The following is a 25,791-nucleotide window of genomic DNA, read 5'->3' as shown; positions in this document are numbered from 1 at the left end:
CGGCCATTTTCAGCGTGTTCACCCACGGCGGGGCCGCGTGGAATCGCGGATGATGAGCTTCGTCGCCAGGGGCTCTGCCGGCTCGAGCGGCGTCGGGCTCTCCAGCGTCGCGAGCACGCGCTCCATCGTCTGCGCCCCCAGCCGGGCGAAGTCCTGCCGCAGCGTCGTCAGCGGCGGCGACATGAACTCGGCCTCGGGGATGTCGTCGAAGCCCACCACGCTCACGTCCTCGGGCACGCGCAGGTCACGGCTCGACAGCGCCGCGACGAGCCCGAGCGCCATCTGGTCGTTGGCGGCGAAGACCGCGGTCGATCCCGGCGTGACGGTCAGCCGCATCCCCGCCGCATGTCCGCTGCGCGGTGACCAGTCACCGTCCAGCCGCAGCCCGGGCGGGGCGTCCGCCGTCCGCAGCTCCGCCATCCAGCCACGCACCCGCTCGGACGCATCGGGGTTGCGGGCGGGGCCGGCGATGTGCGCGACGGTCTCGTACCCGAGCCCCAGCAGATGGCGGGTCGCCAGGCGCGCGCCGGCGTACTGGTCGATCGACAGCGACAGCGGCTGGGGCTCGGCGCCGGCGGCGACCACGACGACGGGGGTCGTCGCGTCGGTGCCGCGGGCGAACTCGGCGACGGCGACGTCGTTCGCTATCACGACGATCGCCTCGACGTTCTGCCGCAGCATGGCCTCGATGGCATTGCGCACCGACGCCGCCTGCACGTCGGGCAGGTTCACGCTGACCACCGCGTAGCGCGCGTCGCGCGCAGCGTCGTTCACGCTGATCGCGAGGGTCGTCGGACCGAAGTCCGCGGTCGCCGGAGTGATCAGCCCGATGGTGCGCGACCGCTTCGTCACGAGGGCCCGCGCCGCCTGCGAGGGGCGATAGCGCAGCTGGCGGATGGCTTCCTGCACCCGCTCTCGGGTGGCCGGCTTCACGCTCGGGTGGTTGTTGATGACGCGCGACACCGTCTGGTGCGACACCCCCGCCAACCGGGCGACGTCGAAGATGTTCGCGTTGCGCGGGGCGCGCGTGTCAGTCATCGTTCTCGGATCCTTGAGCGATGAGCGCCAGCAGCTGCTCGTCGCTCATATCAGCATTCTCCAGTACCGCGACGACTTCGCGGTCGCGCAGCACCACGATCCGATCCGACAGGCGCAGCACCTCGTCGAGCTCGCCCGAGATGAACACCACCGACATGCCGTTCTCGGCGAACGACACCACCAGCCGCTGCACGTCGACCTTCGCGCCGACGTCGATGCCGCGGGTCGGCTCGTCGAGGATCAGCAGCCGCGGCGCCAGCGCCAGCCAGCGCGCCAGCAGCACCTTCTGCTGGTTGCCGCCCGAGAGGGTGCCCGCCTTGGCCTCGGGATCGGCGGGAACGATATGCAGCGCATCGATGTAGCTCTCGGCAAGCTCGGTCTGGCGGGCGCGCGACAGCGGCCGGAACCACCCGTTGTCTGCCTGCAGGCCGATGAGGATGTTCTCGCGCACCGTCAGGTCGCCGATGATCCCCTCCGACTTGCGGTCCTCCGACGAGTAGACCACTCCCCGACGGATCGCCCGGCGCGGCGAGGTCAGCGCCACGCGCCGCCCCTCGACGTCGATGCTGCCGGTGTCGGCGCGGTCGACGCCGGAGAGGATGCGCGCGGCATCCGTCCGTCCTGATCCGAGCAGCCCGGCGAAGCCGATCACCTCGCCCTCATCGATGCGCAGGTCGAAGGGCGCGATGGCCCGCGATCTGCCTACTCCGCGCGCGTCGAGCACGGGCGCGGCATCCACCGCCGGCTCGATCTGGCTCGCCCGCTCGGCGATCTGTCCCAGCGACGACACCGTGCGCCCGAGCATCTTCTCGACGAGCTCGATGCGCAGAAGGTCGGTGGTGAGGTACTCGCCGACCAGCCGTCCGTTGCGCAGCACGGTGATACGGTCGGCGATCTCGTAGACCTGCTCGAGGAAGTGCGAGATGAACACTATCGCCACGCCGGCTTTGCGCAGCGTGCGCACGACGCGGAAGAGCTCTGCCACCTCGTCCTGGTCGAGGCTCGAGGTGGGCTCGTCGAGCACGAGCACGGTCGGCTCGGCGCGCACGGCGCGTGCTATCGCGACGAGCTGCTGTACGGCAGGCGGGTGCCGGCGGAGAGGAGATGCCACATCCAGCCGTATCCCCAGTCGGTTCAGAGCCTTCGCAGCCTCGTGTCGGGTGCGCTTCCAGTCGATGCCGCCGAATCGGCGCGGCTCGGCGCCGAGCATGATGTTCTCGGCCACCGAGAGGTTCGGCAGGAGTTCGATCTCCTGGTAGACGGCGCTCACCCCGTGCCGCGCGGCATCCCCCGGTCCCGCGAACGAGACCGGAGTGCCCCGCAGCCGGATCTCTCCGTCATCGGGCGCCAGCACGCCGGTCAGAGCCTTGATCAGCGTCGACTTGCCGGCGCCGTTCTCGCCCATGATCGAGTGCACTTCGCCGGGGAACAGCCGCAGCCGCACGTCGTCGAGCGCCACCTGGCCCGCGTACTGCACGCGGATGCCGCTCGCCTCGAGCACGGGCACATCCTCGCTGGTCACCGTCGGCCGTCCTCCACTGGGGTCGCGCCCCGCGTCACCCGCCTCGGCGTGCGGACAGTGCGCGCTGGAACACCACGAACACGAGAAGCATGATCCCGATCACGATGTAGGTCCACCACGAGTCCACGCTCATGTAGGTGATCGCGATCTGGATGAGACCATACACGAGCACGCCGACCAGCGAACCGATCATGTAGCCGCTGCCGCCGGTGAGGATCGTGCCGCCGATGACCACCGCCGCGATCGCCTGCAGTTCCATGCCCAGGCCCGCCAGCGGATTGCCCGACTGGGTGTACGAGGCGAACAGCACGCCGCCGATGCCGGCACACGTGCCACTGATCACATAGACGAGGAACTTCGTGCGGTCGACGGCCAGCCCCATCAGTCGCGCCGACTGCTCACCGCCGCCCACCGCGTACACCGTGCGTCCGAAACGCGTGTAGTGCAGCATCCACGTCGCCACCGCCACCAGCACGAGCGCCAGCACGACGCCCGGCGTGACGTACCAGCCGCCGCCTCCCCAGCTTTCGCCGAGCAGCCAGTTCAGGGTGTCGTCTTTGATGGGCAGCGACTTCAGACTCGTCACGTAGGCCAGGCCGCGGGCGAGGAACATGCCCGCCAGCGACGCGATGAACGGCTGGATGTCGAAGACCGCGACCATCACACCGATGATCACGCCGATCACGGTGCCCGACAGCACCATGAGTGGCAGCACTATCACCGCGGGGAGGCCGGCGGCGAACAACTGCGCGCCGAGCAGCCCGCTGAAGGCTATGACCGATCCGACGGAAAGGTCGATGCCGCCGGTGATGATCACGAACGTCATGCCGATCGCGAGCACTATCAGGTACGGGTTGTTGTCGAACAGCGCCGAGATGAGCCGCGGCGAGATGAAGTCGCCGAAGTACAGCTGCCCGGCCACGAGCATAAGGATGAGGATGGCCAGGGCCGCGAGCACGGGCAGCCAGGCGCTGGCCGCCGACTTCACGCGCGTGAGGATGCTGCGGTCTTCGAACGGCAGGGCGGGGGCGGTCTGCACGCTCATCGTGCCACCGCCTCGGCCTCGGCCTGTGCGACGGCGGCCGCCGGGGCCGCCGCACGTCGGCGACGTCGGGAGAAGAGCATGTCACGCGCTTTCTGAGATTGGACGAGGCAGATCACGATCACGACGAGCGCCTTGAACAGCGGGGTGACCGCCGGTGGCACGCCGAGGAAGGTGATCGAGGTGGTCAGGGTCTGGATGACGAGCACACCGACGACTGTCCCCGAGATCGAGAACTTCCCGCCCATCAGCGAGGTGCCGCCGATGACGACCGCGAGGATCGCGTCGAGCTCGATGTTCAGCCCGGCGTTGTTCGCGTCGGCCGCGGAGATGTTGGAGCTGTAGAGGATGCCGGCAAGACCGGCCAGCACGCCCGACAGCGCGTAGACCATCCAGATGATGCCACGCGATTGCACGCCCGCGAGCCGGCTCGCCTCGGGGTTGATGCCGACCGCTTCCAGCAGCATCCCGAGTGCCGTCCGGCGCACCACGAGCGCCACCAGCACGACGACGACGAGCGCGATGAGGAAGGCCACGGGCAGTCCGAACAGGTGGCCCGACGACAGGTAGCGGTAGGGGGCGCTGGTGATCGTGGTGATCTGGCCCTTTGTGATGAGCATCGCGATGCCGCGCCCGGCGAACATGAGCAGCAGCGTCGCGATGATCGGCTGGATCTTCACCACCGAGACGAGGAATCCGTTCCAGATGCCGAGCACCAGGGTCACCAGCAGGCCGGTGAGGATGGCCACGGTCACCGTGCCGAGGTCGCCGGGGCTGTCGGACGAGCCGATGATCGTCAGCGACACGGCGCCCGACACCGCCAACACGGCCCCGACCGACAGGTCGATCCCGCGGGTGGCGATGACGAGGGTCATGCCCAGCGACACGAGCATGAGCTGCGAGCTGTTGCGCAGGATGTCGATGAGCGATCCGTACAGTCCGCCGTCTTTCACGGTGATGCTGACGAAGCTCGGACGCGAGATCGTGTTCACGATGATGAGCACCACGAGGGCCAGCACCGGCCAGAAGAGGGGATGCCGCACCATCCGTCTGAGCATGGTCATGCCGCCTTCTCCCCACTCTTGTCGTCCGCGATGAGGGCGACGATGCGATCGACATCGATGTCGGCGCCGTCGGCGATCTCGCCGATGATACGCCGGTCGCGCAGCACGTAGATGCGGTGCGACAGGCGCACGACCTCTTCGAGCTCCGACGAGATGAACAGCACGGCCAGGCCGTCGGCGGCGAGGTCGGCGATGACGGTCTGGATCTCGGCCTTGGCACCCACGTCGATGCCGCGGGTCGGCTCGTCGAGAATGAGCAGCTCGGGCTCGGTGGCCAGCCACCGACCCAGCAGCACCTTCTGCTGGTTGCCGCCCGACAGATTGCGGATCAGCGCGTCGGGATCGGCCGGGCGCACGCCGAGCGCGGTCATGTACCGCTCGACGATGGCGTCCTGCTGCGCCTTGGGCACGCGTCGCCACCAGCCGCGCTTGGCCTGCACGGCGAGCACGAGGTTCTCGCGCACGGTGAGGTCTGCGATGATGCCTTCGCTGCGCCGGTCTTCCGACGAGAACGCGAGCCGGTGCGCGAGGGCCGTGCGCGGACTGCTCACCTTGGTCACGCGGTCATCGAGCCGGATGGTGCCGCCATCGGGGCGGTCGGCGCCGTAGACGAGCCGAGCCGATTCGGTGCGGCCCGATCCGAGCAGCCCTGCGAATCCGACGATCTCACCGGGCAGGATCGTGATGTCGAAGGGGTCGACGGCGCCCTTGCGCGCCAGCGCCTCGGTGCGCAGCACCGGGACGCCGGCGGCCGGCTGCGCCGCCCGTTCAGCGCGTTCGCCGATCTCGTCGAGGTGCTCGACCTCGCGCCCGAGCATCTTCGCTATGAGCTCGTGGCGCGGTAGGTCGACGGTCGGGTACTCGCCGACCAGACGTCCGTTGCGCAGCACGGTGATGCGGTCGCACAGCTCGTAGATCTGGTCGAGAAAGTGCGAGACGAACAGCACGGCGACGCCGCGCTCGCGCATCCGTCGCACGACGGCGAACAGCTGCTCGACCTCGCCGCGGTCGAGGCTCGAGGTCGGCTCGTCGAGCACGAGCACCCGGGAATCGAGCACGGTGGCGCGGGCGATGGCGACCAGCTGCTGCACGGCGAGCGAGTGCGACGCGAGCAGCGAACGGGGGTCGATGCGCAGACCGAGCCCGGCCAGCGCCTGCGCCGCGCGCGTGTGCGTGGCCCGCCAGCTGATGCCGAACGGGCCGCGCACCTCCCGGCCGAGCATGACGTTCTCACCGACCGTGAGGTTCTCGCAGAGGTTGACCTCCTGATACACCGTCGCGATGCCGGCGTCCTGCGCGTCGGCGGTCCCGGCGAAGCGGCGGGCGCTGCCGTCGACCGTCACCGTGCCGGCGTCGATCGCATACACGCCGGTCAGCGCCTTGATCAGGGTGGATTTGCCGGCTCCGTTCTCGCCCATCAGCGCATGGATCTCACCGGCGCGAAGCACCAGGTCCACGCCGTCGAGCGCCTTCACCCCGGGGAAGGAGATGGAGATGTCGCGCAGTTCGGCGACGATGTCGTTGCTCATGCGGCTCCTCTGCCGTGACGGGGGCGCCGGGCGGATGTCCGCACCGGCGCCCGAGCCGTCAGTACTTGCGGTCCGGCAGCGCCGTCTTGGCGGCGGCCTGGTCGAAGGCCTCGTCTTTCGCGAGGTACAGCTTGTCGACGCTGGTACCGGCGACGACGTCCTTCACGACCTTCGCCACCTGGTCGCCCAGCAGCGGGTTGCACTCCACGACGTAGTTGAACTCGCCGTTGGCGACCGCGGTCAGGCCGTCGTGCGTGCCGTCGACCGTGACGATCTGGATGTCTTTGCCGGGCGTGAGGCCCGCGGCCTTGATCGCGTCGAGCGCGCCCAGCCCCATGTCGTCGTTCTGCGCGAACAGGACGTTGATCTTCTCGCCGTACTTCTGCAAGAAGCCCTCCATCACGGTCTTGCCCTGCGCGCGCGTGAAGTTGCCGTCCTGCTGGTCGAGGATGTTGATGTCAGACCCCTGCATGGCCTTGGCACAGCCGGTCGTGCGATCGTTGGCCGCGCTCGAACCCGCGGTACCCTCGAGCACGACCATGTTCGCGCCCTTGCCGTTGAAGTTGTCGGTGATCCAGGTGCAGGCCGTCTCGCCCTCCTTCTCGAAGTCGTCGCCGACCCGAGAGGTGATGTACTGCTGATCATCGGCGTCGACGTCGCGGTCCTCGAGGATGACTGGGATGCCGGCCTGCTTCGCCTGCTTGAGCACATCGGTCCACCCGGTCTCCACGACCGGCGCGAAGACGATCGCGTCCACGCCCTGGGTGATGAAGCTGCGGATCGCCGCGATCTGGTTCTCCTGCTTCTGCTGCGCATCCGAGAACGTCAGCTTGAAGCCGTTGTCGGCGGAGAGGGCCTCTTGCAGCGACTTCGTGTTCGCAGTGCGCCACCCGCTCTCGGCGCCCTCCTGCGAGAAGCCGACCTTGATGGTGTCACCCTTTGCACCGCCACCGGCGCCCGAGGTGCCCGACGCCGAGGAACACCCGGTGAGGGCGATCGCGGCGAGTCCGACCGCGGCCACGGCCGCGAAGATGCCTTTCTTCATTGCATTGACTCCCTTGTCGAGGGGCTGAGCTCCCAGCCCGTCTGCGAATCCGGCCCGTGCCGGCGCTCAAAATGTTAGCGCTCACAATTTCTGTCGCAAGATGTGACCGGTAACAATCGCGTAACGGGGGCCCGCGTTGTGTCCCAGATATACGGCTGACCTGACCCTTTTCTTGCGCACGGTGAACACTTCCCGAGGGCGGGTTCCCGCAGCATCCCGCGAATGTGAGTCATCACACTGTTCGGCTGGCACGCCAGCGGCGTGGTCGCGGGCGCCCGGCGGCCCGTGCGGCGTCGGGGCGCCGCCGGGGCACGCCGACGGCCCACGCGCCGGGGACCGCCACCCGGCGGTGTGCCCCGTTCAAAACTCCGCCGATCCGAGCCCGAACGGGCCCCCAGCGCGCTCAAGCACCCACCGCCGGCCGAAACGAGCTGAGTTCTGAACGCCGCGCCCTCGCACCACGGCCGACGTGAGGCCGCGGCATCCACCTCATCCGACCTCGGGGGGATGCAGGTGCAGCCTCGCGGTGCGTGCGCACCGGAGGGGGGTTAGGTTAGGTTAGCCTCACCATATCCACGACGAAGGGTGACGCATGGGATTCGCCGACGGCCGCAAGATCACCGGCCTCTACCGCGCCGAGGTCGCCCGCACCGAACGCATCACGCCACACATGGTGCGCGTGACGTTGCGGGGTGAGGACCTCGCCCGTCTCCCCCAGCGCGGATACGACCATTGGTTCCGGCTCTTCCTGCCGCGCAGCGACGGCCAGACCGACTTCGACACCGTGCCCGACCACTTCACGCTGGGCGGCTACCTGAAGTTCCTCACGACGAAGTCGGGCACCCGGCCACCGTTCCGCAGCTACACGATCCGCGCGCACCGGCCCGAGTCGGGCGAGCTCGACATCGACTTCGTCGCGCACGGTGACACGGGCATCGCCGGTCCCTGGGCGCAGCGCGCGCAGCCCGGCGAGCAGGTCGTGTTCATCGACCAGGGGCGGGGCTTCGACCCCATGGAGGGCACCGAGTCGGTCTTCCTCGCCGGCGATGAGTCGGCGCTGCCGGCGATCGCCGGCATTCTGCGCGATCTGGCGCCCGACACCACCGGCGTCGCTATCATCGAGGTGCCCGACGCGGCCGACCAGCAGCAACTCGCGGCTCCCGCCGGCGTGCAAGTGCGCTGGCTGTGGCGTACCGACCCGCACGACCGACCGGGCGTGCTCGCCCTCGAAGAGGTGCAGGGCTACACGCCCGACCGTGCCGACACGCTGCACGCCTATCTCGCCGGCGAGCAGCACCTCGTCGCCGAGAGCCGGCGCCACCTCGTGGCAGCCGGCGTGCCGAAGTCGCGGATCTCGTTCACCGGCTACTGGCGGGTCGGCCGCACGGGATAAGACCGCGCGGGGGTGGGCGAGGATGGAGGCATGCGTCTCTTCCTCATCCGCCACGGCCAGACCCCCTCGAACGTTGCTGGACGCCTCGACACCGACGCGCCCGGCCCGGGACTGACCGCCCTCGGGCGCCGGCAGGCGGCGGCGATTCCTGCGGCGCTGCGTGATCGGGAGGTGGATGCCGTCGCCGTGTCGCCCCTCGTCCGCACCGGCGAGACCGCGGCTCCGTTGGCGGCCGACCGCGGCCTGCAGCCGGTCACTATCGACGGCCTGCAGGAGATCGAGGCGGCCGAGCTCGAGATGCGCAATGACCGGGACGCCGTGCGCGCGTATGTCACGACGGCATTCGCGTGGGCCCGCGGTGACGTGGCGGTGCGGATGCCGGGAGCCGAGACCGACGGCACCGCGTTCTTCACGCGCTTCGACGAGGGGATCGCCCAGGCGACCACGCTGACCCGCGGGAGTGTGGCCGTGTTCTCGCACGGCGCGGCGATCCGCGTCTGGTCGGCGGCGCGCGTGCACGGGCTCGACCCCGCGTTGCTCGAGCACTCGCCGCTGCACAACACCGCCGTTGTCGAACTCGAAGGCGACGAGCACGGTTGGGAGCTGGTCGACTGGTCGCCCGACCCGGCCGGCGGCCCGCAGCTGATCGCCGCGCATGAGGAGGACCCGACCGGCGAGCCCGTCGAAGAGGCCGGTCGCTGAGCGAGCGCGGCGCCACGAGACGACCCACACATCCCACCCAGGAGAACCCATGGCACATGCACTCGTCACCGGCGCATCGCGCGGCATCGGACGAGCTACCGCCATCGCGCTGAGCCGGCGCGGCGACCGGGTCGCGGTCCATTACGGGCGGGATGCCGCGGCCGCGGCATCCACTCTCCATCAGCTGTCGGGCGAAGGGCATGTGATCGTCGGCGGAGATCTGACCGACCCCGCAGAAGCCGCACGCATCGTCGCGGAAGCGGAGGCTGCGCTCGGCGGCATCGACGTGCTCGTGAACAACGCGGGCGTGGCACCCAGCGCGGCGACCGAACATCGTATCGCCGGGGCCGATTACGAGCGGTGGCAGAGCGTTTGGCGGACGATGGTCGACGTCGACCTCATCGCGCCGGCGAACCTCAGCTACCTCGTCGCCCGATCGCTGATCGCCCGGGATGCTCCGGGGGTGATCGTCAACGTCGGCTCACGTGGTGCGTTCCGCGGCGAGCCGGAGTTTCCCGCCTACGGCGCGGCAAAGGCCGGGCTGCACGCGCTCGGCCAGTCGCTGGCCGTGGCGCTCGCGCCCCACCGGATCGCGGTGGCCACCGTCGCGCCGGGCTTCGTCGGCACCGAACGCCAGCAGTCCAAACTCGGCGGCGCGGGCGGCGACGCCGTGCGCGCGCAGAGCCCGTTCGGCCGCGTCGGCACCGCCGAAGAGGTTGCGGCGGCGATCGTCTACCTCACCTCATCCGAGGCGCAGTGGGCCTCGGGGGCGATCCTCGATCTGAACGGCGCGTCGTACCTGCGCAGCTGAGGTCTCCTTCGTGCCGCAACGCCCCGCTCCGACAGGGGCTTGACGAACGGCCGCCCGCGGCCGCACAGTCTCGTACGAGGGATCGGGCCGACCGATCCCCGACAGCGACGCGAGGTGGACATGCGACTGCACGAGGTCACGCCGCGTGAGGATTCCGGCTTCACGCGCGTCGTGCACGGCAAGACCGTCCGCTTCGAAGACCCGGCCGGCCGGCCGGTGCCGACCAAAGCCCTCGCTCGTGCAGAGGGGCTCGTGCTGCCGCCGGCGTGGACCCACGTGTGGATCAGCAGCGATCCGAACGGGCACATACAGGCCGTGGGCATCGACGCGGCGGGGCGCCAGCAGTACGTCTACCACCCCGAATGGATCGCCGCGCGCGACCGAGACAAGTTCGAGCGATCCCTCGCCCTCGCCGCCGCGATGCCGGGCGCCCGCGCGCGTGTCACCCGCCACATCCGTGCCGAAGGCCTCGGGCGCGAGCGCGTGCTCGCGGCGGCCTTCCGCCTGCTCGACGGCAGCGCGCTGCGCATCGGTTCCGAGGAGTATCTGAGCCGATACGGCACGCGGGGTCTCACGACTCTGCGCTGCAAAGACGCCGTCTGCGACGGGACGACGGTGACCTTCGACTTCGTCGGCAAGGGCGGTCTGCAGGTGCGGCGGACGGTCCAGGATGCCGACATCGTGGCGCTCATGGCAGAGATGGCGCGCTCCTCTCCCCGGGCACGCCTGTTCGCGTACCCGGAAGGGCGACGGCGCGTCCCCCTGCGTGCGGCCGACGTCAACGACTACGTCCGGCTGGTGACGGCCGACGACGTCACGGCGAAGGACTTCCGCACTCTGCACGGCACGATCGTCGCTGCGCGCACGCTGGCGCGCATCGGCCCGCTCGAGACGAAGCGCGAGCGCGCGGCGGCGCGTCGCTCGGCCGTGGAGGAGACGGCGGGCTTCCTCGGGAACACGCCGGCGGTGGCACAGCGCAGCTACATCGACCCGCGCGTCTTCCGCCGGTACGACGAGGGCGATCTGCTCGATCTGCGCGGCTCGCCGGAGCGCGCCCTCCGCCGCCTTCTGAGTTGACCGCCCGTGGTGTCAACCCCCTTCATCGTGGCGCGGAACCCGCCTACCCTGGGGACACACGATGCGAGTCGTGACCACACGATGTGAGGAGCACCCATGGCCGATCAGAAGAAGAGCACGACGAAGAAGAAGCAGAGCACGACGTCGAGCGCGCGGACGGATCTGCAGAACACCGAGTCGGGGTTCCGCGGTTCGCAGAAGCTGCACGACTCTCTGCAGCGCGTGCTCGTCGACATCGTCGATCTCGGCATCCAGGGCAAGCAGGCGCACTGGAGCGTGGTGGGCCCGAACTTCCGCGATCTGCACCTGCAGCTGGACGAGATCGTCGAGGCGGCCCGCGAGTTCGGAGACATCGTCGCCGAGCGCATGCGCTCGCTGCACCTGCTCGTCGATGCCCGTACCGAGACGATCGCAGCAGACTCGTCGCTGCCGAAGCTGCCGGCAGGCGAGCTTCTGACCACGGACGTCGTCAACGCGATGACCGAACGGCTCGACGGGGTCGCCGCCACGGCTCGAGCCGTGCACGATGACGTCGATGAGGAGGACCCTACGAGCGCCGACATCCTGCACGACGTGCTGGATCGCCTCGAGCAGCTCTCGTGGATGGTCGCCGCGGAGAACCGGCGCCCTCAAGCCTGACGTCACGGCCGTCGGGTGCCCCAGAAGCGGCGCCCGATGTCCGCTGGTCAGAGTCGGCCCGCGCGCGTGAGCTCTCCGCGCGCGGCGGCGACGATGTCGCCCACCGCGATGCCCGCCATGCTCATCTGCTCGAGGCTCGTCGCCGAGCCCGGCATCCCGTGGACGGCGAGGAGAGTCGCGTCCGCGCACGCCTGACTGCCGGCGAGCGCTTCGAGCACCGCCGAGCCCAGGCCGCCTTCGATGCGATGGTCTTCGACGATCACTATCCGGCCGTCGGTCTCGTGCAGGGCTGCCTCGACGCCTGCGCGATCGACCGGCTTGATCGAGTAGAGGTCGAGCACGCGCGCGCCGATCCCCTGCTTAGCCAACTCATCTGCGGCCGCCAGGCAGGTGTGCACGGTCACCCCCGTTCCCGCCAGGGTGACCTGATCGTCGGCGCCGGCGCGCACGGTCTTGCTGCCGCCGATCGGAAAGCTCGTGCCCTCGTCGTACAGAACCGGGTAGGCGCCCCGGGTCGTGCGCAGGTATGAGATCCCCTGCACCGTCACCATCTCGCGGGTGAGCGCTGCGGCGCTGACGGCATCGGACGGGCACAGGACCGTCGAGCCGTGCAGGGCGCGCATCGCGGCGATGTCTTCCAGCGCCATCTGCGACGGTCCGTCTTCGCCGATCTCAACGCCCGCGTGCGAACCGCACAGCCGCAGATCGCACTGCGATATCACCGCCATGCGGATGAAGTCATAGGCCCGCGAGAAGAACGCCGCGAACGTCGCTGCGAAGGCGCGATAACCACGCACGTCGAGCGCCACGGCCGTGCTGATCAGCTGCTGCTCGGCGATCCCCACCTCGAAGAAGCGGTCCGGCGCCGCCGAGGCGAAGAGTCCGGCATGGGTGGAGTTGCCGACGTCACCGTCGACGACCGCGATGTCTTCGAGCGCTGCCAGGGCGGCGACCGCCTCGCCGAACGCCGTGCGCGTCGCCACCTCGTCGCCCACCGCATAGTGCGGGAACTCCGGGGCGTCTGCGGCACCGGCCGGTTGCTCGGCAGAACTCCTCAGCGGGGGCAGACCGTCGATCACCGCGTCGCGCACGCCACCGAGTGCGTCGATGGCGCGCGCTGCGACGTCGTCAGGCAGCGGCTTGCCGTGCCAGCCGTTGGTGTCTTCGACCTGCGGCACGCCCTTGCCCTTGATCGTGCGCGCCAGGACCACGGTGGCGCGCTCGCTGTCGCGCGCGGCCGTCAATGCAGCGTCGATCTCGCCGAGATCGTGCCCGTCGACCACCACAGCGTCGACGTCGAATCCACGCACCCTGCGCGCGTAGGCGTCGACATCCCACTCCAGTGCGGTGCTGCCGCTCTGCCCGAGGCGGTTGATGTCGACGATGACGGTGAGATTGCCCAAGCCCAGCTCGCCCGCCTTCGCCACGGCTTCCCACACCGACCCCTCGGCGAACTCGCCGTCTCCGCAGAGCACCCAGACGTGGCTCGCCCGGCGCTCGAGACGCCGCATGACCCAGGCGATGCCCGCGCCGATCGGCAGCCCCTGACCCAGCGAGCCGGTGGCCACCTCGACCCAGGGCAGCACGGGGGTCGGATGCCCCTGGAGGCGGGAGCCCACCTGTCGGTAGGTGTCCGTGAGCTCCTCGTCGCTGATGACCCCCTCGGCCTTGAAGAGCGCATACAACAGGGGCGACGCGTGTCCCTTCGAGAAGATCAGATGATCGTTGTCGGGGTCGTCGGGCGCCGCCCAGTCATATCGCAGGTGTCGCGCGGCCAGAACCGCGATGACGTCTGCGGCCGACAGACTGGAGGTCGCGTGCCCGGACTGCGCCGCAGAGGTGGCGCGGATCGAGTCCACCCGCAGCTGGGCTGCAAGGTCGGAGACTGCCGCGAGGTCGTTCCGTTGCTGAGTATCAGCCACGATCATGCACGGTTGCGGCCGCTGATGAACCGCAGCAGCCACGCGATGACGGCGATGATCAGAAGAGCGATGCCCACCCACAGCAGCCATTTCACGACGGTCACGAAGCCTCCGACGAAGAGCAGCACGATGGCGATGACGGCGACGATGATCAGCAGGATGTTCATGGGTGAGTCCTTTCCACTCTGTGTCGTCGAACTTACGGCGGCCTCCTCGTCGAGGCGAAGGGGTTGCGGCGCGGTGGGAAATGTGCTGAGCCGCCGACGCGCTCTCGCTGCATGGGACCGCTGGCACGAACCTGCTTTTGACGCCTTCTTGTCAAGGGGGAGACACGCGCGTGGCCGTCATGGCAGTGTGATGTGCCATCGGTCGACGGAAGGGGACACCGATGTTGGAGCACTTCGAGAAGCCGCAGGAATTGTTCGCCTACCGGCTGGGGTCGGCGATGACCATGGAGAGCGATTCGCTTCAGATGCTGGCCGATCTGGAGCAGGCGGCGTCTTCGGAGGAGGTGAAGGAGATGTTCCGGCATCATGCCGGCGAGACGCGGCAGCAGATCGAGAACCTGGAAGAGGTCGCCCGCGTGCTGCATCTTGAGCTCACCGACGAGCCGTCGCCCACGACGAAGGGGTTGGCGAAAGAGGGCCACACGCTTCTGCGCAAGGCGGATCCCTCCCTGCGCGATGACGTGGCGGTGTCGGTCGCGCTCGGCACCGAACACCACGAGATCTCCGTGTACCAGAGTCTCGTCGCCACGGCCCGCACCCTGCAGGTGTCGCAGGTCGTGCACCTGCTGTCGGCGAATCTCGATCAGGAGCAGCACACCAGCGAAGAACTCGTCGCCAAGGCCAAGGAGCTCGCCGACGCGAGGTCGTGACGCCGTGCACGACGACCCGCTGCTGCGCCACACCGAGATCGACGCGATCCTGTCTCGCATCGACGAACTCGCCGAGCTGCTGTCCGGGAGCGTGCGACCGCTGTTCCTCCGTTACAGCGAGGGTCCGGCATCCGATCTCGACTCCAGCATCGACACCGAAAGCGGTCTGGACCTGCCGGGTCTGTCGGTGAATCCCCTGCAGCCCGAGGGCTGGTGGACCCGGCCGATCGAGGACTGGCTCGCCCGCCAGATCTGTCAGTACCAGGAGCTGCAGGAACACAACCCCGACCGCTTCGCCTGGGTCCTCACCGGGCGGGAGGTCGGCCGGGGTCCCGACTGCGAGCCCCTTCTGCGTGCCGTCCTTCCGGTGGCCCGCCTGAGCGACGAACTCGTGGACGAGGCGGCCCCACGCTACGCCGATCGCTTCGACGCCGGCCGAGGCCCGGGGGCCTGACACCGGGCACGTACGCTGTCAACCCCATACCCCGTCACGGTGAGAAGAGAGACAGTGGCGACCAGGCCGCCGAGAGGGCTCACATGGGAAAGTTCATCTACGAAGGGGCGGTGCGGGTCGACATCGAAGACCGCATACTCGCCCACTTGCAGCTCGTGATCAGCAGCAAGCTCCGCCGCGGCGAGCCGTTCCCCTTCAGCTGGCGCGACGACGCAAGCATTGGCGACGGCCGTACGAGCGTCTGGCTGCACCCGCAGTCGTCGCTCGTCTACAAGTTCTACGGAAGTCGCCTGCCCCCGCTGAACCCGGCGTGGATCGACGCGCTGGCCTACACCGCGAACTCCACCTCGGGCCTCTACGTCGTACCCGAGCCCGTCGAGCACCCGGGTGAGCCTATGGCGATCGGTGAGATCCCCTGACTCACAGCTCGGGCAGGGACCGCGGAGCCTCACCCGCCGTCGTGGCCTCGACGGCGACGGGCCCGGTGTCGAGATGCTCGGCGACAAGCTGGATGCCGCCTGACGTGTTCGCCGAGTTGGCCAGATCGTGGATCCACTCCCGACTCAACTCGGGAGGCTCGGGGTCGTCGAAGACGAACCGCAGCGGGATGGACGGAGCCAGCCAGACCGTCGACCGTCCGCGCGGCTCGTCATCGGGATGCTGCCACGAAAGCGTGAAGCTCTCACCGCGCCTCAGCTTGGTGGCGATGACGACTTTCAGGTGCGCGAGCGCTCTGTCTTCAATGTGAATGGGCGTGCTCGGCCCGCCGTAATACATGGTGCCCATACGGCCACCTTATGCGCACCCGAACGAAAAGCTCCCCTCAGCCTCGTTCCGATTCCATGTCGGGATCGCCGGCCTCGCCGGCGGCGTAGTCGGGCCGCTCCGGCTGCTCGGGCTGCTCCGTGCCTTCGCCGCCCTCTCGGCCGCCGAAGGGGCGCCCATGGTCGGCGTATTCGTCGCGCATGAAGACGAACGTCCAGTCCCCGAGCGTGAAGCGGGCGCCCGTGCGGAGGATCTCACCGTCCTGCCCCTCGGCGGCCTCCTGCGGCTGCAGCCGCGCGTTCGTCTCGCCTGGCGCATGCGGCACGAAGACGAACTCGTCGCGGTCGTCGTGCCGGATCTCGCCCGCGAGCGCATCGAGCCCGTCGAGGCGGATGTCGGCGTCGGCGCCCGAACCGATCACCACCCGTTCCCCCTCCAGCTCGTGCTCTTGATGCAGGCCCTCCCGCGAGACGATCAGGCGCGGGCGCCCGGCACCCCACGACGCATGTGTTGTGGTCGGGTTCGACATGGTCACACCACCTTCTGGTCGCTGAGGGGAGGCGCAGTCCTCCCGCTCTGACTTCATGCAACCGCACCAGGGGCGTGGCCGCCAGGGGCTTGACAGGCGCGACGCGGTTCGGCGATCTGTCAATCCCCGACTCCCGACCGCAGAGATTGTTCTAGCCTGCACACATGGGACACAACAAAGAAGATGATCGGCGGGATGCCGCACCCCCGAGCCCCGAGCAGCGGGAAGGCTACGGCGCGGAAAGCGCACCGGACGACTCTGCTCCCGATATTGTCAAGCGTGGGGCTGAGAAGGACCAGCATGACGCGGAGGTCCGCCGCCGGCGTCGTTCCTGACCGGGACCGCCTGCCCCGACAAGATCACAGGAGGTCGACGTGGGCAGGTTCACCTATCAGGAGTCCGTCGGTGTCGAGATCGAAGACCGGGCGCTCGCCCACCTGCAGGTCGTGATCCTCGACAAGCTGCGCCGCAACGAGTCGTTCGCGTTCACCTGGCGCGAGGACGCCTCACTCGGCGACGGGCGCACCACGGTCTGGCTGAGCAGCGCGTCGTCCCTCGTCTTCAAGTACCACGGCAGCCGCGTCCCGCAACTGTCGGGCGCGTGGCTTGAGGCGCTGGCCACGATAGCCAACGGCACAGCCGGGCTGCACCTCGTGCCCGAGCCCGACCCTCAGGCACCGGCGGGCGCCTGAGGGTCGCTCGTCGGGGGTCGCGTGCTCACTGCGAGATGTCGGCAACGGTCTCGCCGGTGTCGGCCGGCGCCATGGCGCGCGCAACGTCAGCCTGGCTGATGATGCCGACGAGGTCATGCCCGTCGATGACGGGAAGCCGGCGCACCTGTTCACGGCTCATGACCGTCATCGCCTCTTCGACGTCGTCGTCGGCGCCGATGGTGACCGGCTTGCCCTCGGCCAGCGAACCGGCCGTCGCGGTCGAAGGGTCGCCGCCCTCGGCAAGGCACCGCACGACGATGTCGCGGTCGGTGACCATCCCCTTCAGCAGCTTGTCTTCGCCACAGATGGGAAGAGCGCCGACGTCCAGCGAAGCCATCAGCTTCGCGGCATCCACAAGGGTGTCGTTCTCGCCCACGCAGCGCGGCGCGGGCGTCATGATGTCACGTGCGAGAGTCATGATCTGCCTTTCTTCGATGTGAGCGGTCTGCCGACGGTACGCCCCTGGACAGCGCCCACTTATGGGGTTGACAGATCGCCGAGGAGAACTCTCGCGGATACCCTCGTTCCCTTCCGCCGTCAAGCCCCTCCCCCCTTCTTGCCCCCGTCCCTACCGTCGACTATCGCCGCTGAAGGCGACATGGCACGGGAGGTGGAGCATGGAACGACGGATGCCGCGCACGGCGTGCGCGCTGGCGCTCATGGCGGCGCTCGTCGCCGGAACCGCGGGTTGCGCCGTGGGCACGGGCGACAAGGCCAAGCCGCAGAGTTCCTTCTCGAAGAACGACAAGGTCAGCGGGAAACTGACGGTGATGGGCTTCTCCGGTGGCGACGAGGTCGCCACCGCCCGCATGGACCTCGCGGAGAAGAACATGAGCGGGGTGACACTCAAGCTCATCAAGGGCGATCTCGACCTGCAGCAGTTCCTCTCGGCCGTCGCCACAGGCTCTCCCCCCGACATCATCTACGCCAGTCGTAACCAGATCGGATCACTCGCCGCGCGCGGAGCCATCGTCCCGCTGACCGACTGCGTGAGCGGCGAGGGGATCGACACCCACGCGTTCGTGCCGTCGGCATTGGCCCAGGTCACTCTCGACGGCACCGTCTACGGCATTCCGGAGTTCAACACGATCCAGCTGACGATGGCCGACGCGAAGCTGCTGAAGGCCGCCGGGCTCACGATCGCGGACGTCAACGGGTCGAACTGGGAGGCCATGGCGAACGCCGCGAAGAAGATGACGAAGACCGACGGCGGCAAGCTGACCGTGATCGGCGTCGACAGCAAGCTGCCGGAGTTCCTGCCGCTGTGGGCCAAGGCCAACGGGGCGGACCTCATCTCCGCCGACGGCAAGAAGGCGCAGCTCGACAATCCGAAGGTCGTCGAGGCACTGACCTGGGCGGTCTCGATCTACAACGACGAAGGCGGCTTCAGCAAGGTCAAGGCATACCGCGACTCGGCGGACTTCTTCGGCAAGGGCAACCAGTTCGCCACCGACGTGCTCGGCGCCATGCCGATGGAGCAGTGGTACGTCAACGTCCTCAATGACGTCTCACCGAAGGCGCCAATGGCGTTCGACACGGTGCGCGACCGTTCCGGCCAGACACTGGCGTACGCCTCCGGCTCGGCATGGGCGATTCCGGCGGGCAGCAAGAACCCCGAAGCGGCGTGCCGCTGGGCGCGGCTGATGACCTCGACGGACGCGTGGAAGGCGGCGGCCGACGCCCGCATCGCCGCCCGCGACAAGGATGGCAAGCCGTTCACCGGCATCCTCACCGGGAGCACCACCGCCGACAAGATGATAGAGGGCATGGTGACCTCGGGCGGAGAGCCGTGGGACACCGCGGTGAGCAAGATGTACGAGGCCAACGCCCACACCTTCTCACTTCCGGCCAACCCCGCCGATGCCGAGTTCACCACGGCCCTGCAAGACGCCGTCAACTCCGTGCTCAACGGACAGGACACACCGAAGGATGCCTTGCAGAAGGCCCAGCAGACCGCTCAGAAGGCGCTCGACGACGGATGGGCGCAGCTCGAGAAGAAGGGCTGAGCCGCATGAGCGCCGTCGATGCCTCCCGCGTCCCGGCGACCGTGGACCGTGCCCGGTCCCGGCGCCGGGCACGGCGGCGGAACTCCCGCTCGGCGCTGCTGTTCCTGTCGCCCTGGTTGATCGGCTTCGGGGTGTTCACGGCATGGCCGCTGATCTACAGCGTGTACCTCTCGCTGACGGACTACGACGTCATCAACGACCCGCACTTCATCGGCGGGCAGAATTACGTCGAGCTGTTCCAAGACCCCAAGGTCGCCCTCGCCCTGGGCAATACGCTGTTCTTCACTGTCATCCAGGTGCCCCTGCACGTGCTTGTCGCACTCGTGCTCGCGCTGCTCCTGAACCGCGCCGGCAGGAGCGCCGGAGTCTTCCGCACCATCTTCTACCTGCCCAAGATGACCCCGCCGGTGGCCGTCGGCATCCTCTTCCTCCTCCTGTTCAACGGACAGAACGGACTCATCAACACCGTGCTCGGGTGGTTCGGCATCACGGGACCTGCCTGGACGACCGATCCTGCCTGGGTCAAGCCCGGGCTGATCCTGATGAGCCTGTGGACGGTCGGCGCATCGGTCATCATCTTGCTGGCCGCACTGCAGAACGTTCCCGATGAGCTGTATGAATCGGCGCGGCTGGACGGCGCCGGCTTCTGGCGCCAATCCATGAGCGTGACGCTCCCCATGATCAGCCCGGCGCTCTTCTTCATCATCGTGATCAACACCATCGGAGCGCTGCAGACCTTCGACGAGGCGTACACGGCCTTCTTCGGATCGGGCAACACGACCTACAGCAACGACGCCGCGCTCTTCTATGTGATCTATCTCTTCCAGCAGGCGTTCGAGTTCTTGCACATGGGCTACGCGTCGGCGATGGCGTGGGTGCTGTTCGCGCTGATCATGGCCGTCACCGCCGTCCAGCTCATCGTGTCGCGCCGCCTCGTCTACTACGAAGGGGAGACGGACCGATGACACATGCTCTCCCGCACAGCGCACCCGACGGCGACTACGAGATGGATCCGCTGCCGAGCGGACCGCTGACGACGATCGCCGAGGTGCGTGAACGCGCCGAATCGCGCGGACGCCTACGCCCCGAGCGCCATCGTCATCCGATGCGGTGGCTGATCATGGCGGCCCTGGTCGTGCTGTCGGTCGTGTTCGCGTACCCGTTCATCTGGCTCATCAGCGCCTCGTTCAAGCCCCGCAGTGACGTCTTCGACAACCGGCTCATCCCGCAGACGTTCACATTCGACAATTACGTAACGGTCTGGCAGCAGGCGCCCCTCGCACTCTGGCTGGTGAACACGGTCGTGGTGACGGCGCTGGCCGCCGTCACCGTCACGCTCTCGAGCGCCATGGTCGCATGGGGCTTCGCGTATTTCCGGTTTCGGGGACGCGGGTTCCTCTTCGGGCTCGTGCTGGCGACGATGATGCTGCCGGGTGCCGTCACCATGATCCCCACCTTCCTCATCTGGAATGCGCTGGGCATGGTGGGCACTCTCGTGCCGCTGTGGGCGCAGAATCTCTTCGGAAGCGCCTTCTACATCTTCTTGATACGGCAGTTCATGCTCGCACTGCCCCGCGACCTCTTCGACGCCGCGCGCGTGGACGGGGCATCGCAGTGGGCCGTGTTCTGGAGGGTGGCACTCCCCCTCAGCCGGCCTGCGCTGGCGGTCGCGCTGATCTTCGAGGTGCAGGCGTCGTGGACCGACCTGATGCGCGCCCTCATCTACCTGCGCGACGACACCACGTTCACCGTGCCGCGCGGGTTGAAGTCACTCGTGGACGCCTTCGGTTTCGGCGGCGAATGGCACTGGGAGATCATCGTCACCGCCAGTGTGATCGCCACCGTGCCGATGATCGTCGTCTTCTTCTTGGGCCAACGTCAGATCGTGCACGGTGTCAGCGCGGGCGGAATCAAGGGCTGACGTCAGGCGGCTGAGTCCCCGGGATGGGAACCACCGCCAGCGGCGTGCCCGGGGTGACGAGCAGGAACGCCTCCCGCGGCGCCCCATCGCCATCGTTCACGCGCAGCCAGTGGTCTCCGCCGGCGAGCGCCGCGTCGATCGCGTCCACCACCTCTGAGAGCTCCTGGCCGCCGACGCTGAAGGTCCGTCCGCCGTATTCGATGTCGATGCGCTCGACCACAGCATCCACCCCGTTTCTCATTCCGCTTCTTCCGAACTTGTGGCATGCGGCGTGCCGACCGGCTTGGACTCGCTCGACCCGCGTTGACGCAGGTAGATGGTGAAGGCCACCATCGCGCCCACGGCCAGGAACTCGGACTGCCAGTTCTGCAGCGTCCGGTTCCAGAAGTCAGGCGAGCTGACGTACCCGATCCAGTCCAGCGGCGCCACGCCATGCTCGGCGTTCTCCTCGTTCATCTCCACCATGCCGCCGAGCGACTGCGCGAACCACGACAGGAAGAAGATCGCCCCCATCGTGATCAGCAGCGAGTTGCCGTAGAGCCAGCCGCGGAATCCGCGCACCTTCGCCCACAGGGGCGAGGCAGGCTTCGCGTGCTCGCCGACCATCTGCTCTTCGTCGGTGCCCAGGCCCTGATCGCCCGGCTTCTTCGATTCGGGCGACCCGCGCTGGATGAGCCAGATCGTCGCGAAGATGAAGACGAAGAACTGCAGGAACTCCGACTGCCAGTTCTCCGCGACATCCACCAGGAATGCCGACGAACTCACGAAGTCGCCGTATCCGATGATCGGCTGACTGTGCTCGACGAGCTCCTCATTGTTGGCGGCCCACCCCGCGAAGGACTGCCCGATGAGGGCCGCCAGAAAGATCGCGAGCATGCAGAGGCTCAGGCCGTTGTCGCGCAGGAATCGCTTCATCATGCTCACCGCCCCGCCAGCGGGATCACGATCATCACGGCGAGCCCGCCCGCGATGATCGTCATCCATGCCCAGAACACGAACAGGCGTCCCCCACGACCGGTGGTCTTGTCATCGTCCATGTCTGCACCGTAGCGGGGGACCCCTGCGCCACACGACCCGTTGACAACGGATTCTTCTTCCGGGCTCGCGACGGCGCAGGGCATCCCGCCTACGACGTCGCCGGCGCCGCGTCAACCCCATGGGGCGCCGCGCGCGGTACGGCCCACACTGTTCCCGATGAAAGGAGCACGATCATGAGCGACACCTTCGATGATGCCGCCGCCCGCGAGCCGCACCAGGACGAGGAGATCCCCCAGGAAGACATCGAGGCCTCTGCCGAGTCCTTGCAGCCCGACACGCAGGGCGACGATCCGCAGGAGGCCTGGCAGGGCGAGGACGGGCAGGGCGACATCGCCCCCGAAGACGCCCCCGGCGCCGGTGAGGACGACGACGGCCCCGACGATCTGCGGGTGCAGGTCGAGGACCTGCCCTGACTACGGCTGCTGCGCCGAGATCGGCCGGCGCACGTCCAGAGGGATGACCGGCGGCTCGACGCCGAGGAACACGCCCTGATCCGTGACGATCTGCACGCACTCCCACGGCACGACCCGCGACTTCCGATGGATCCACGCGATCAGCTTCGCGATCGCCACCGGCCGGTTCACCCGGCCCCGTTCGTAGCCGTAGAACGACATCCGGCTGTGCGGGCTGATGATCAGCGCGATCAGGGTGAGCTCGCCCTCGCGGCCGTCGGTGCGCTCGCCACGACGGAACCGCACGTCGACGACCCGTCCGAGGTCTTGCCCGGCGGGTCCGTGCACGCGCGAATCGAGCAACTCACTCAGGAGCATGCGAGCCTCCGGGAATGTGGGCGATCACCCGATCGCGGATCCAACGCTCCAGCCAGGTCGCGTCGAGGTCGTCGCCGCTGTCGGCGAGCGTGATGACGGTGTCCAGCCGCGTGACGTGGCCCCACTCGATCCGCGCCCAGCGCGAGCGGGGCATCCTTCCACCGAAAATCCGCGGGAGGACCGCCGCCCCGATGAGGATGGCGCCGACGACGGGTGGATGCCGGTGGTCGACGGTCTCGCCGAGCACGACGCCGTCCAGCTCCACGTCGTCGACGGTGCTGACGGGCACGTCGTCGCGGTCGAGCATCTGCCGATCAAGCAGATGGAGCCTGGCATCCACGCCCCGCCCGTCGGGGTCGCGGTACCAGTCCAGTATCCGGTCCGGGCCGTGTGCACGTTTCATGAGCCCATTCCCGTCAGGATCATCAGCGGGATCGCGGCGAGCGCCGCCACCATGATCACCACGAGGAAGACGACCGCGAAGCCGTTGCGCACGCGTCCGTTGACCTTGTCACCCATGTATTCGGGGTCGTTCGCGACCACCAGGATCGGGTAGTAGGTGAGCGGCAGCGCGACGGCCGAGAACACCACAGACACCTCGGTGACCATGACCGGATCCACACCGGTCGCGAGCACCCCGATCCCCACGAGCAGGCAGATGATCATCGAGAGATGGAACCGCGCAGCCTGGCGGGGGCGACGGAACTTGCCCCAGCTCCATCCGAAGAACTGCGCCAGGGTGTACCCGCTCGACAGCGTCGTCTCGAGCGCCGCACCGAACGTGGCGGCGAGGATGCCGACGATCACGAACGCGAGCGCCAGACGCCCGCCCGCCTCGGCCACCGGCATCACGAGCTGCGACAGGGAGGTGACATCCACCCCCAGCGGCAGCAGCACCACCGCCGCACACCCTGCGATCGACAGCGAGAGCAGGCCGCCCAGCGGAAAGCCGACGAACACGTTCAGCCGTTCGGTGCCGAGATCCTTCTTCGTCCAGCCCTCTTCGACGGCGCCGGACGAGAAGAAGAACACCTCGTACGGCGTCATGGCGGCGCCGAACAAGGCGACTGCGTAATACCAGTACGAGAGGTCGGGCGAACCCGCCGACCAGGGCCGGATCGCCTGATCGCCCAGGGTCCCCCAATCGGGGCCGAGCAGGAACAGCGCCACTGCGAACACGATCAGGCACAGTCCCAGAAGGCCGGCGACGTTCTCCATGATCGAGAACTTGGTGCGCCAGATGACGATCCAGACGGCGAATGCCGCGACGGGAATCCACATCCCGGGCGCCACTCCCGACGCGAGCTGCAGCGCCAGCGCGATACCGCCGATCTCGGCGGTGAGCGTGAGCAGGTTGATCAGAAAAGACGCCGAGAGATTCGCAAGCCCGGTGCGCGGCCCCAGCCGCTCGCGGATGATCTCGAACGTCGCACGCCCGCTGACGGCCGCCACGCGGCCGGACATGTCGGCGTACACGCAGATGCCGATGATGCCGGCAACGACCACCCACGCCAGACCCATGCCGTAACGCGCGCCCACCACGGCGTTCGTGACGAGGTCTCCGATGTCGACGAAGCCGCCGATCGCGGTGAGGATGCCGAGGGCGACGGCGAAGAGCTTCTTCATTCGGCCCCCAGTGCATCGAAGAGGATGACCGCTCGACGAAGCTTCGTCGCGGCCTGGTTCGGGTGCCCCTGCTCGGCCGCGTGCACGCCCGAGATGGCCAGCCGGGTCGCCTCCAGAGCGCGCTCGCGGTAGTGGGCGTCGAGCGACGTGCTCGTCGTCTCAAGGGCGAGTCGGCTTGCGGCATCCGTCAACTCCTCCCCCATGTCTTGGGAGACGATCGATGCCGTCGTGGGGAACAGGAGGCTCTTCTCGTCCTGCCGGACGCCGAGCAACGCCGTCTGCGTGGCGCTGCGGGCGTCGTCTGCGGCCGAAGTGAGCGCGGGGGCCGGCGTGGTGGGAGCGCAGCCGCTGAGCACCACCGCAAGGGCGAGAGCAACGGGGACGAAGCGGCTGCGCCCGCGACTACAGCGGCTTTCCACCGGTGACCGCCAGCACCGACCCGGAGGTGTACGACGCGTCATCGGAGGCGAGGTAGACGTAGGCTCCCGCCAGTTCGGCCGGCTGGCCGGCACGACCGAGCGGCGTGTCTTGTCCGAACGACTCGACCTTCTCGGCATCCCATCCCGTGGCCGGGATCAGCGGCGTCCAGATCGGACCCGGCGCCACGGCGTTCACGCGGATGCCCTTGGGCCCGAGCTCCTCGGCGAGCGCCTTGACGAACGCCACCTGCGCCGCCTTGGTCATCGCGTAGTCGATGAGTGTCGGCGACGGCTGAAACGCCTGGATGGAGGCCGTCACGATGATCGACGACCCCGCCGGCAACCGGGGAACGGCCGCCCGCGCGGTGAAGAGCATGCCGTAGAGGTTCGTGTGGAACACCCGGTCGACCCCTTCGGTGGGCAGGGTCTCGATGCCGTCGCGGTCCTTCTGGTAGCCGGCGTTGAGCACGACGATGTCGAGTCGACCCAGTTCGTCCACGGTGCGATCCACTATCGCCCCTGCGAACGCCTCGTCGCGCACGTCGCCCGGAAGACTGACGCCCTTGCGCCCGGCGTCGCGGACGTATCCGAGCGTGCCGTCGGCGTCTTCCTGCTCCTCGGGGAGGTGCACGATAGCGACGTCGGCGCCCTCCCGCGCGTAGGCGATGGCCACGGCCCGGCCTATGCCGGAATCGCCGCCGGTGATCAGGGCCACCCGCCCTGCCAGCCGCCCGTGGCCATCGTAGCTGTCCTCACCGTGGTCGGGCTTGGGCTGCTGTTCGCCGAGCTCGCCCGGCTGCTCTTGCTTCTGGGCCGGAAAGCCGGACGTACGGTGCTCGTCCCGGGGATCGTCGGTGGTCGTCATCGTGGTTCCTCCCCTAGATGTATG

31 protein-coding genes are annotated in these 25,791 nt (G+C 68.4%); 13 read left to right on the top strand and 18 right to left on the bottom strand.

From position 1 onward, the window contains the following. Positions 1-18: 18 nt before the first annotated feature. Genes PU630_RS02885 through PU630_RS02860 form a run of 6 tightly spaced genes read right to left on the bottom strand, consistent with a single transcriptional unit; the run spans position 19 to position 7,240 of the window. Complete coding sequence (locus PU630_RS02885) at positions 19-1,038, bottom strand: LacI family DNA-binding transcriptional regulator (protein WP_275278854.1); 1,020 nt, start codon at positions 1,036-1,038, stop codon at positions 19-21. Further along, entirely contained in the window at positions 1,031-2,560 is a 1,530-nt protein-coding gene (locus tag PU630_RS02880; RefSeq protein ID WP_275278853.1) for a sugar ABC transporter ATP-binding protein, read from the bottom strand. The genes PU630_RS02885 and PU630_RS02880 overlap by 8 nt, the downstream gene beginning before the upstream one ends. 34 nt (positions 2,561-2,594) lie before the next feature. Then, positions 2,595-3,605: an ABC transporter permease subunit gene (locus tag PU630_RS02875; RefSeq protein ID WP_275278852.1), complete on the bottom strand. Its 1,011-nt coding sequence runs from the start codon at positions 3,603-3,605 to the stop codon at positions 2,595-2,597. Beyond that, the gene (locus tag PU630_RS02870; protein WP_275278851.1) at positions 3,602-4,666 is read right to left on the bottom strand and encodes an ABC transporter permease; all 1,065 of its coding nucleotides are present in this window, start codon (positions 4,664-4,666) and stop codon (positions 3,602-3,604) included. The genes PU630_RS02875 and PU630_RS02870 overlap by 4 nt, the downstream gene beginning before the upstream one ends. After that, entirely contained in the window at positions 4,663-6,195 is a 1,533-nt protein-coding gene (locus tag PU630_RS02865) for a sugar ABC transporter ATP-binding protein (RefSeq protein WP_275278850.1), read from the bottom strand. The genes PU630_RS02870 and PU630_RS02865 overlap by 4 nt, the downstream gene beginning before the upstream one ends. A gap of 58 nt (positions 6,196-6,253) precedes the next feature. Continuing rightward, positions 6,254-7,240 (bottom strand): ABC transporter substrate-binding protein, encoded by a 987-nt coding sequence (locus PU630_RS02860; RefSeq protein ID WP_275278849.1) that lies wholly within the window; start codon positions 7,238-7,240, stop codon positions 6,254-6,256. Positions 7,241-7,832: 592 nt separating this feature from the next. Here PU630_RS02860 and PU630_RS02855 point away from each other — a divergent pair. From PU630_RS02855 to PU630_RS02835, 5 genes are all read left to right on the top strand, one after another. Further along, the gene (locus PU630_RS02855) at positions 7,833-8,633 is read left to right on the top strand and encodes a siderophore-interacting protein (RefSeq protein WP_275278848.1); all 801 of its coding nucleotides are present in this window, start codon (positions 7,833-7,835) and stop codon (positions 8,631-8,633) included. Positions 8,634-8,663: 30 nt separating this feature from the next. Then, a complete protein-coding gene (locus PU630_RS02850; RefSeq protein WP_275278847.1) occupies positions 8,664-9,335 on the top strand; it encodes a histidine phosphatase family protein in 672 nt (223 codons plus the stop codon). Positions 9,336-9,384: 49 nt separating this feature from the next. Next, a complete protein-coding gene (locus PU630_RS02845; RefSeq protein ID WP_275278846.1) occupies positions 9,385-10,146 on the top strand; it encodes an SDR family NAD(P)-dependent oxidoreductase in 762 nt (253 codons plus the stop codon). Between the two features lie 120 nt (positions 10,147-10,266). Further along, complete coding sequence (locus PU630_RS02840) at positions 10,267-11,223, top strand: DNA topoisomerase IB (RefSeq protein ID WP_275278845.1); 957 nt, start codon at positions 10,267-10,269, stop codon at positions 11,221-11,223. Between the two features lie 96 nt (positions 11,224-11,319). Continuing rightward, positions 11,320-11,862, top strand: a complete 543-nt coding sequence (locus tag PU630_RS02835) for a Dps family protein (protein ID WP_275278844.1) — start codon at positions 11,320-11,322, stop codon at positions 11,860-11,862. 47 nt (positions 11,863-11,909) lie between these two features. Here PU630_RS02835 and PU630_RS02830 read toward each other — a convergent pair whose 3' ends face one another. Both PU630_RS02830 and PU630_RS02825 read right to left on the bottom strand, forming a co-directional pair. Continuing rightward, a complete protein-coding gene (locus PU630_RS02830; protein WP_275278843.1) occupies positions 11,910-13,784 on the bottom strand; it encodes a transketolase in 1,875 nt (624 codons plus the stop codon). A gap of 2 nt (positions 13,785-13,786) precedes the next feature. Further along, positions 13,787-13,951: a hypothetical protein gene (locus tag PU630_RS02825; protein WP_275278842.1), complete on the bottom strand. Its 165-nt coding sequence runs from the start codon at positions 13,949-13,951 to the stop codon at positions 13,787-13,789. Positions 13,952-14,172: 221 nt separating this feature from the next. Here PU630_RS02825 and PU630_RS02820 point away from each other — a divergent pair, with 221 nt between their 5' ends. The 3 genes from PU630_RS02820 to PU630_RS02810 all read left to right on the top strand — a co-directional run bounded on the left by PU630_RS02820 (position 14,173) and on the right by PU630_RS02810 (position 15,534). After that, a complete protein-coding gene (locus PU630_RS02820; protein WP_275278841.1) occupies positions 14,173-14,661 on the top strand; it encodes a DUF892 family protein in 489 nt (162 codons plus the stop codon). Positions 14,662-14,665: 4 nt separating this feature from the next. Further along, a complete protein-coding gene (locus PU630_RS02815) occupies positions 14,666-15,115 on the top strand; it encodes a DUF6098 family protein (protein WP_275278840.1) in 450 nt (149 codons plus the stop codon). 83 nt (positions 15,116-15,198) lie between these two features. Beyond that, positions 15,199-15,534, top strand: a complete 336-nt coding sequence (locus tag PU630_RS02810; protein ID WP_275278839.1) for a DUF7882 family protein — start codon at positions 15,199-15,201, stop codon at positions 15,532-15,534. A 1-nt stretch (position 15,535) separates the two neighbouring features. On the opposite strand, the gene PU630_RS02805 is transcribed toward PU630_RS02810, so the two are convergent. Both PU630_RS02805 and PU630_RS02800 read right to left on the bottom strand, forming a co-directional pair. After that, entirely contained in the window at positions 15,536-15,901 is a 366-nt protein-coding gene (locus PU630_RS02805; protein WP_275278838.1) for a DUF7882 family protein, read from the bottom strand. A gap of 37 nt (positions 15,902-15,938) precedes the next feature. Next, entirely contained in the window at positions 15,939-16,409 is a 471-nt protein-coding gene (locus PU630_RS02800) for an FHA domain-containing protein (RefSeq protein ID WP_275278837.1), read from the bottom strand. A 374-nt stretch (positions 16,410-16,783) separates the two neighbouring features. On the opposite strand from PU630_RS02800, the gene PU630_RS02795 reads away from it, so the two are divergent. Next, positions 16,784-17,101, top strand: a complete 318-nt coding sequence (locus PU630_RS02795) for a DUF7882 family protein (RefSeq protein ID WP_275278836.1) — start codon at positions 16,784-16,786, stop codon at positions 17,099-17,101. Between the two features lie 25 nt (positions 17,102-17,126). Here PU630_RS02795 and PU630_RS02790 read toward each other — a convergent pair whose 3' ends face one another. Then, entirely contained in the window at positions 17,127-17,540 is a 414-nt protein-coding gene (locus PU630_RS02790; protein ID WP_275278835.1) for a CBS domain-containing protein, read from the bottom strand. Positions 17,541-17,739: 199 nt separating this feature from the next. On the opposite strand from PU630_RS02790, the gene PU630_RS02785 reads away from it, so the two are divergent. The 3 genes from PU630_RS02785 to PU630_RS02775 are packed head-to-tail and all read left to right on the top strand — an operon-like array spanning position 17,740 to position 21,049. Continuing rightward, a complete protein-coding gene (locus PU630_RS02785) occupies positions 17,740-19,128 on the top strand; it encodes an ABC transporter substrate-binding protein (protein WP_275278834.1) in 1,389 nt (462 codons plus the stop codon). A 5-nt stretch (positions 19,129-19,133) separates the two neighbouring features. Next, a complete protein-coding gene (locus PU630_RS02780; protein WP_275278833.1) occupies positions 19,134-20,093 on the top strand; it encodes a carbohydrate ABC transporter permease in 960 nt (319 codons plus the stop codon). Continuing rightward, positions 20,090-21,049, top strand: a complete 960-nt coding sequence (locus tag PU630_RS02775; RefSeq protein ID WP_275278832.1) for a carbohydrate ABC transporter permease — start codon at positions 20,090-20,092, stop codon at positions 21,047-21,049. Before PU630_RS02780 ends, PU630_RS02775 begins: the two co-directional genes overlap by 4 nt. Here the strand turns inward: PU630_RS02775 and PU630_RS02770 are convergent. Beyond that, complete coding sequence (locus tag PU630_RS02770) at positions 21,039-21,269, bottom strand: hypothetical protein (protein WP_275278831.1); 231 nt, start codon at positions 21,267-21,269, stop codon at positions 21,039-21,041. The genes PU630_RS02775 and PU630_RS02770 overlap by 11 nt on opposite strands. A 17-nt stretch (positions 21,270-21,286) precedes the next feature. After that, positions 21,287-21,967, bottom strand: a complete 681-nt coding sequence (locus tag PU630_RS02765; protein WP_343075852.1) for a DUF6766 family protein — start codon at positions 21,965-21,967, stop codon at positions 21,287-21,289. A gap of 293 nt (positions 21,968-22,260) precedes the next feature. Here PU630_RS02765 and PU630_RS02760 point away from each other — a divergent pair, with 293 nt between their 5' ends. After that, positions 22,261-22,500 (top strand): hypothetical protein, encoded by a 240-nt coding sequence (locus PU630_RS02760; RefSeq protein WP_275278830.1) that lies wholly within the window; start codon positions 22,261-22,263, stop codon positions 22,498-22,500. Here PU630_RS02760 and PU630_RS02755 read toward each other — a convergent pair whose 3' ends face one another. The 5 genes from PU630_RS02755 to PU630_RS02735 are packed head-to-tail and all read right to left on the bottom strand — an operon-like array spanning position 22,501 to position 25,767. After that, the gene (locus tag PU630_RS02755; RefSeq protein ID WP_275278829.1) at positions 22,501-22,857 is read right to left on the bottom strand and encodes a PRC-barrel domain-containing protein; all 357 of its coding nucleotides are present in this window, start codon (positions 22,855-22,857) and stop codon (positions 22,501-22,503) included. Beyond that, positions 22,844-23,260, bottom strand: a complete 417-nt coding sequence (locus PU630_RS02750; RefSeq protein WP_275278828.1) for a hypothetical protein — start codon at positions 23,258-23,260, stop codon at positions 22,844-22,846. Before PU630_RS02750 ends, PU630_RS02755 begins: the two co-directional genes overlap by 14 nt. Then, on the bottom strand, positions 23,257-24,483 hold the full coding sequence (locus PU630_RS02745) for an NRAMP family divalent metal transporter (RefSeq protein WP_275278827.1): 1,227 nt from the start codon (positions 24,481-24,483) through the stop codon (positions 23,257-23,259). The genes PU630_RS02750 and PU630_RS02745 overlap by 4 nt, the downstream gene beginning before the upstream one ends. Next, positions 24,480-24,902: a hypothetical protein gene (locus PU630_RS02740; RefSeq protein WP_275278826.1), complete on the bottom strand. Its 423-nt coding sequence runs from the start codon at positions 24,900-24,902 to the stop codon at positions 24,480-24,482. Before PU630_RS02740 ends, PU630_RS02745 begins: the two co-directional genes overlap by 4 nt. Continuing rightward, positions 24,886-25,767, bottom strand: coding sequence for an SDR family oxidoreductase (locus PU630_RS02735; RefSeq protein WP_275278825.1), 882 nt, complete (start codon positions 25,765-25,767; stop codon positions 24,886-24,888). Before PU630_RS02735 ends, PU630_RS02740 begins: the two co-directional genes overlap by 17 nt. Positions 25,768-25,791: the final 24 nt, after the last annotated feature.

This window comes from Microbacterium horticulturae, assembly GCF_029094505.1.
Lineage (GTDB): Bacteria > Actinomycetota > Actinomycetes > Actinomycetales > Microbacteriaceae > Microbacterium > Microbacterium horticulturae.
Note: the sequence above shows the minus strand (reverse complement) of the source record. Positions and strands in the feature narration are given on the sequence as shown.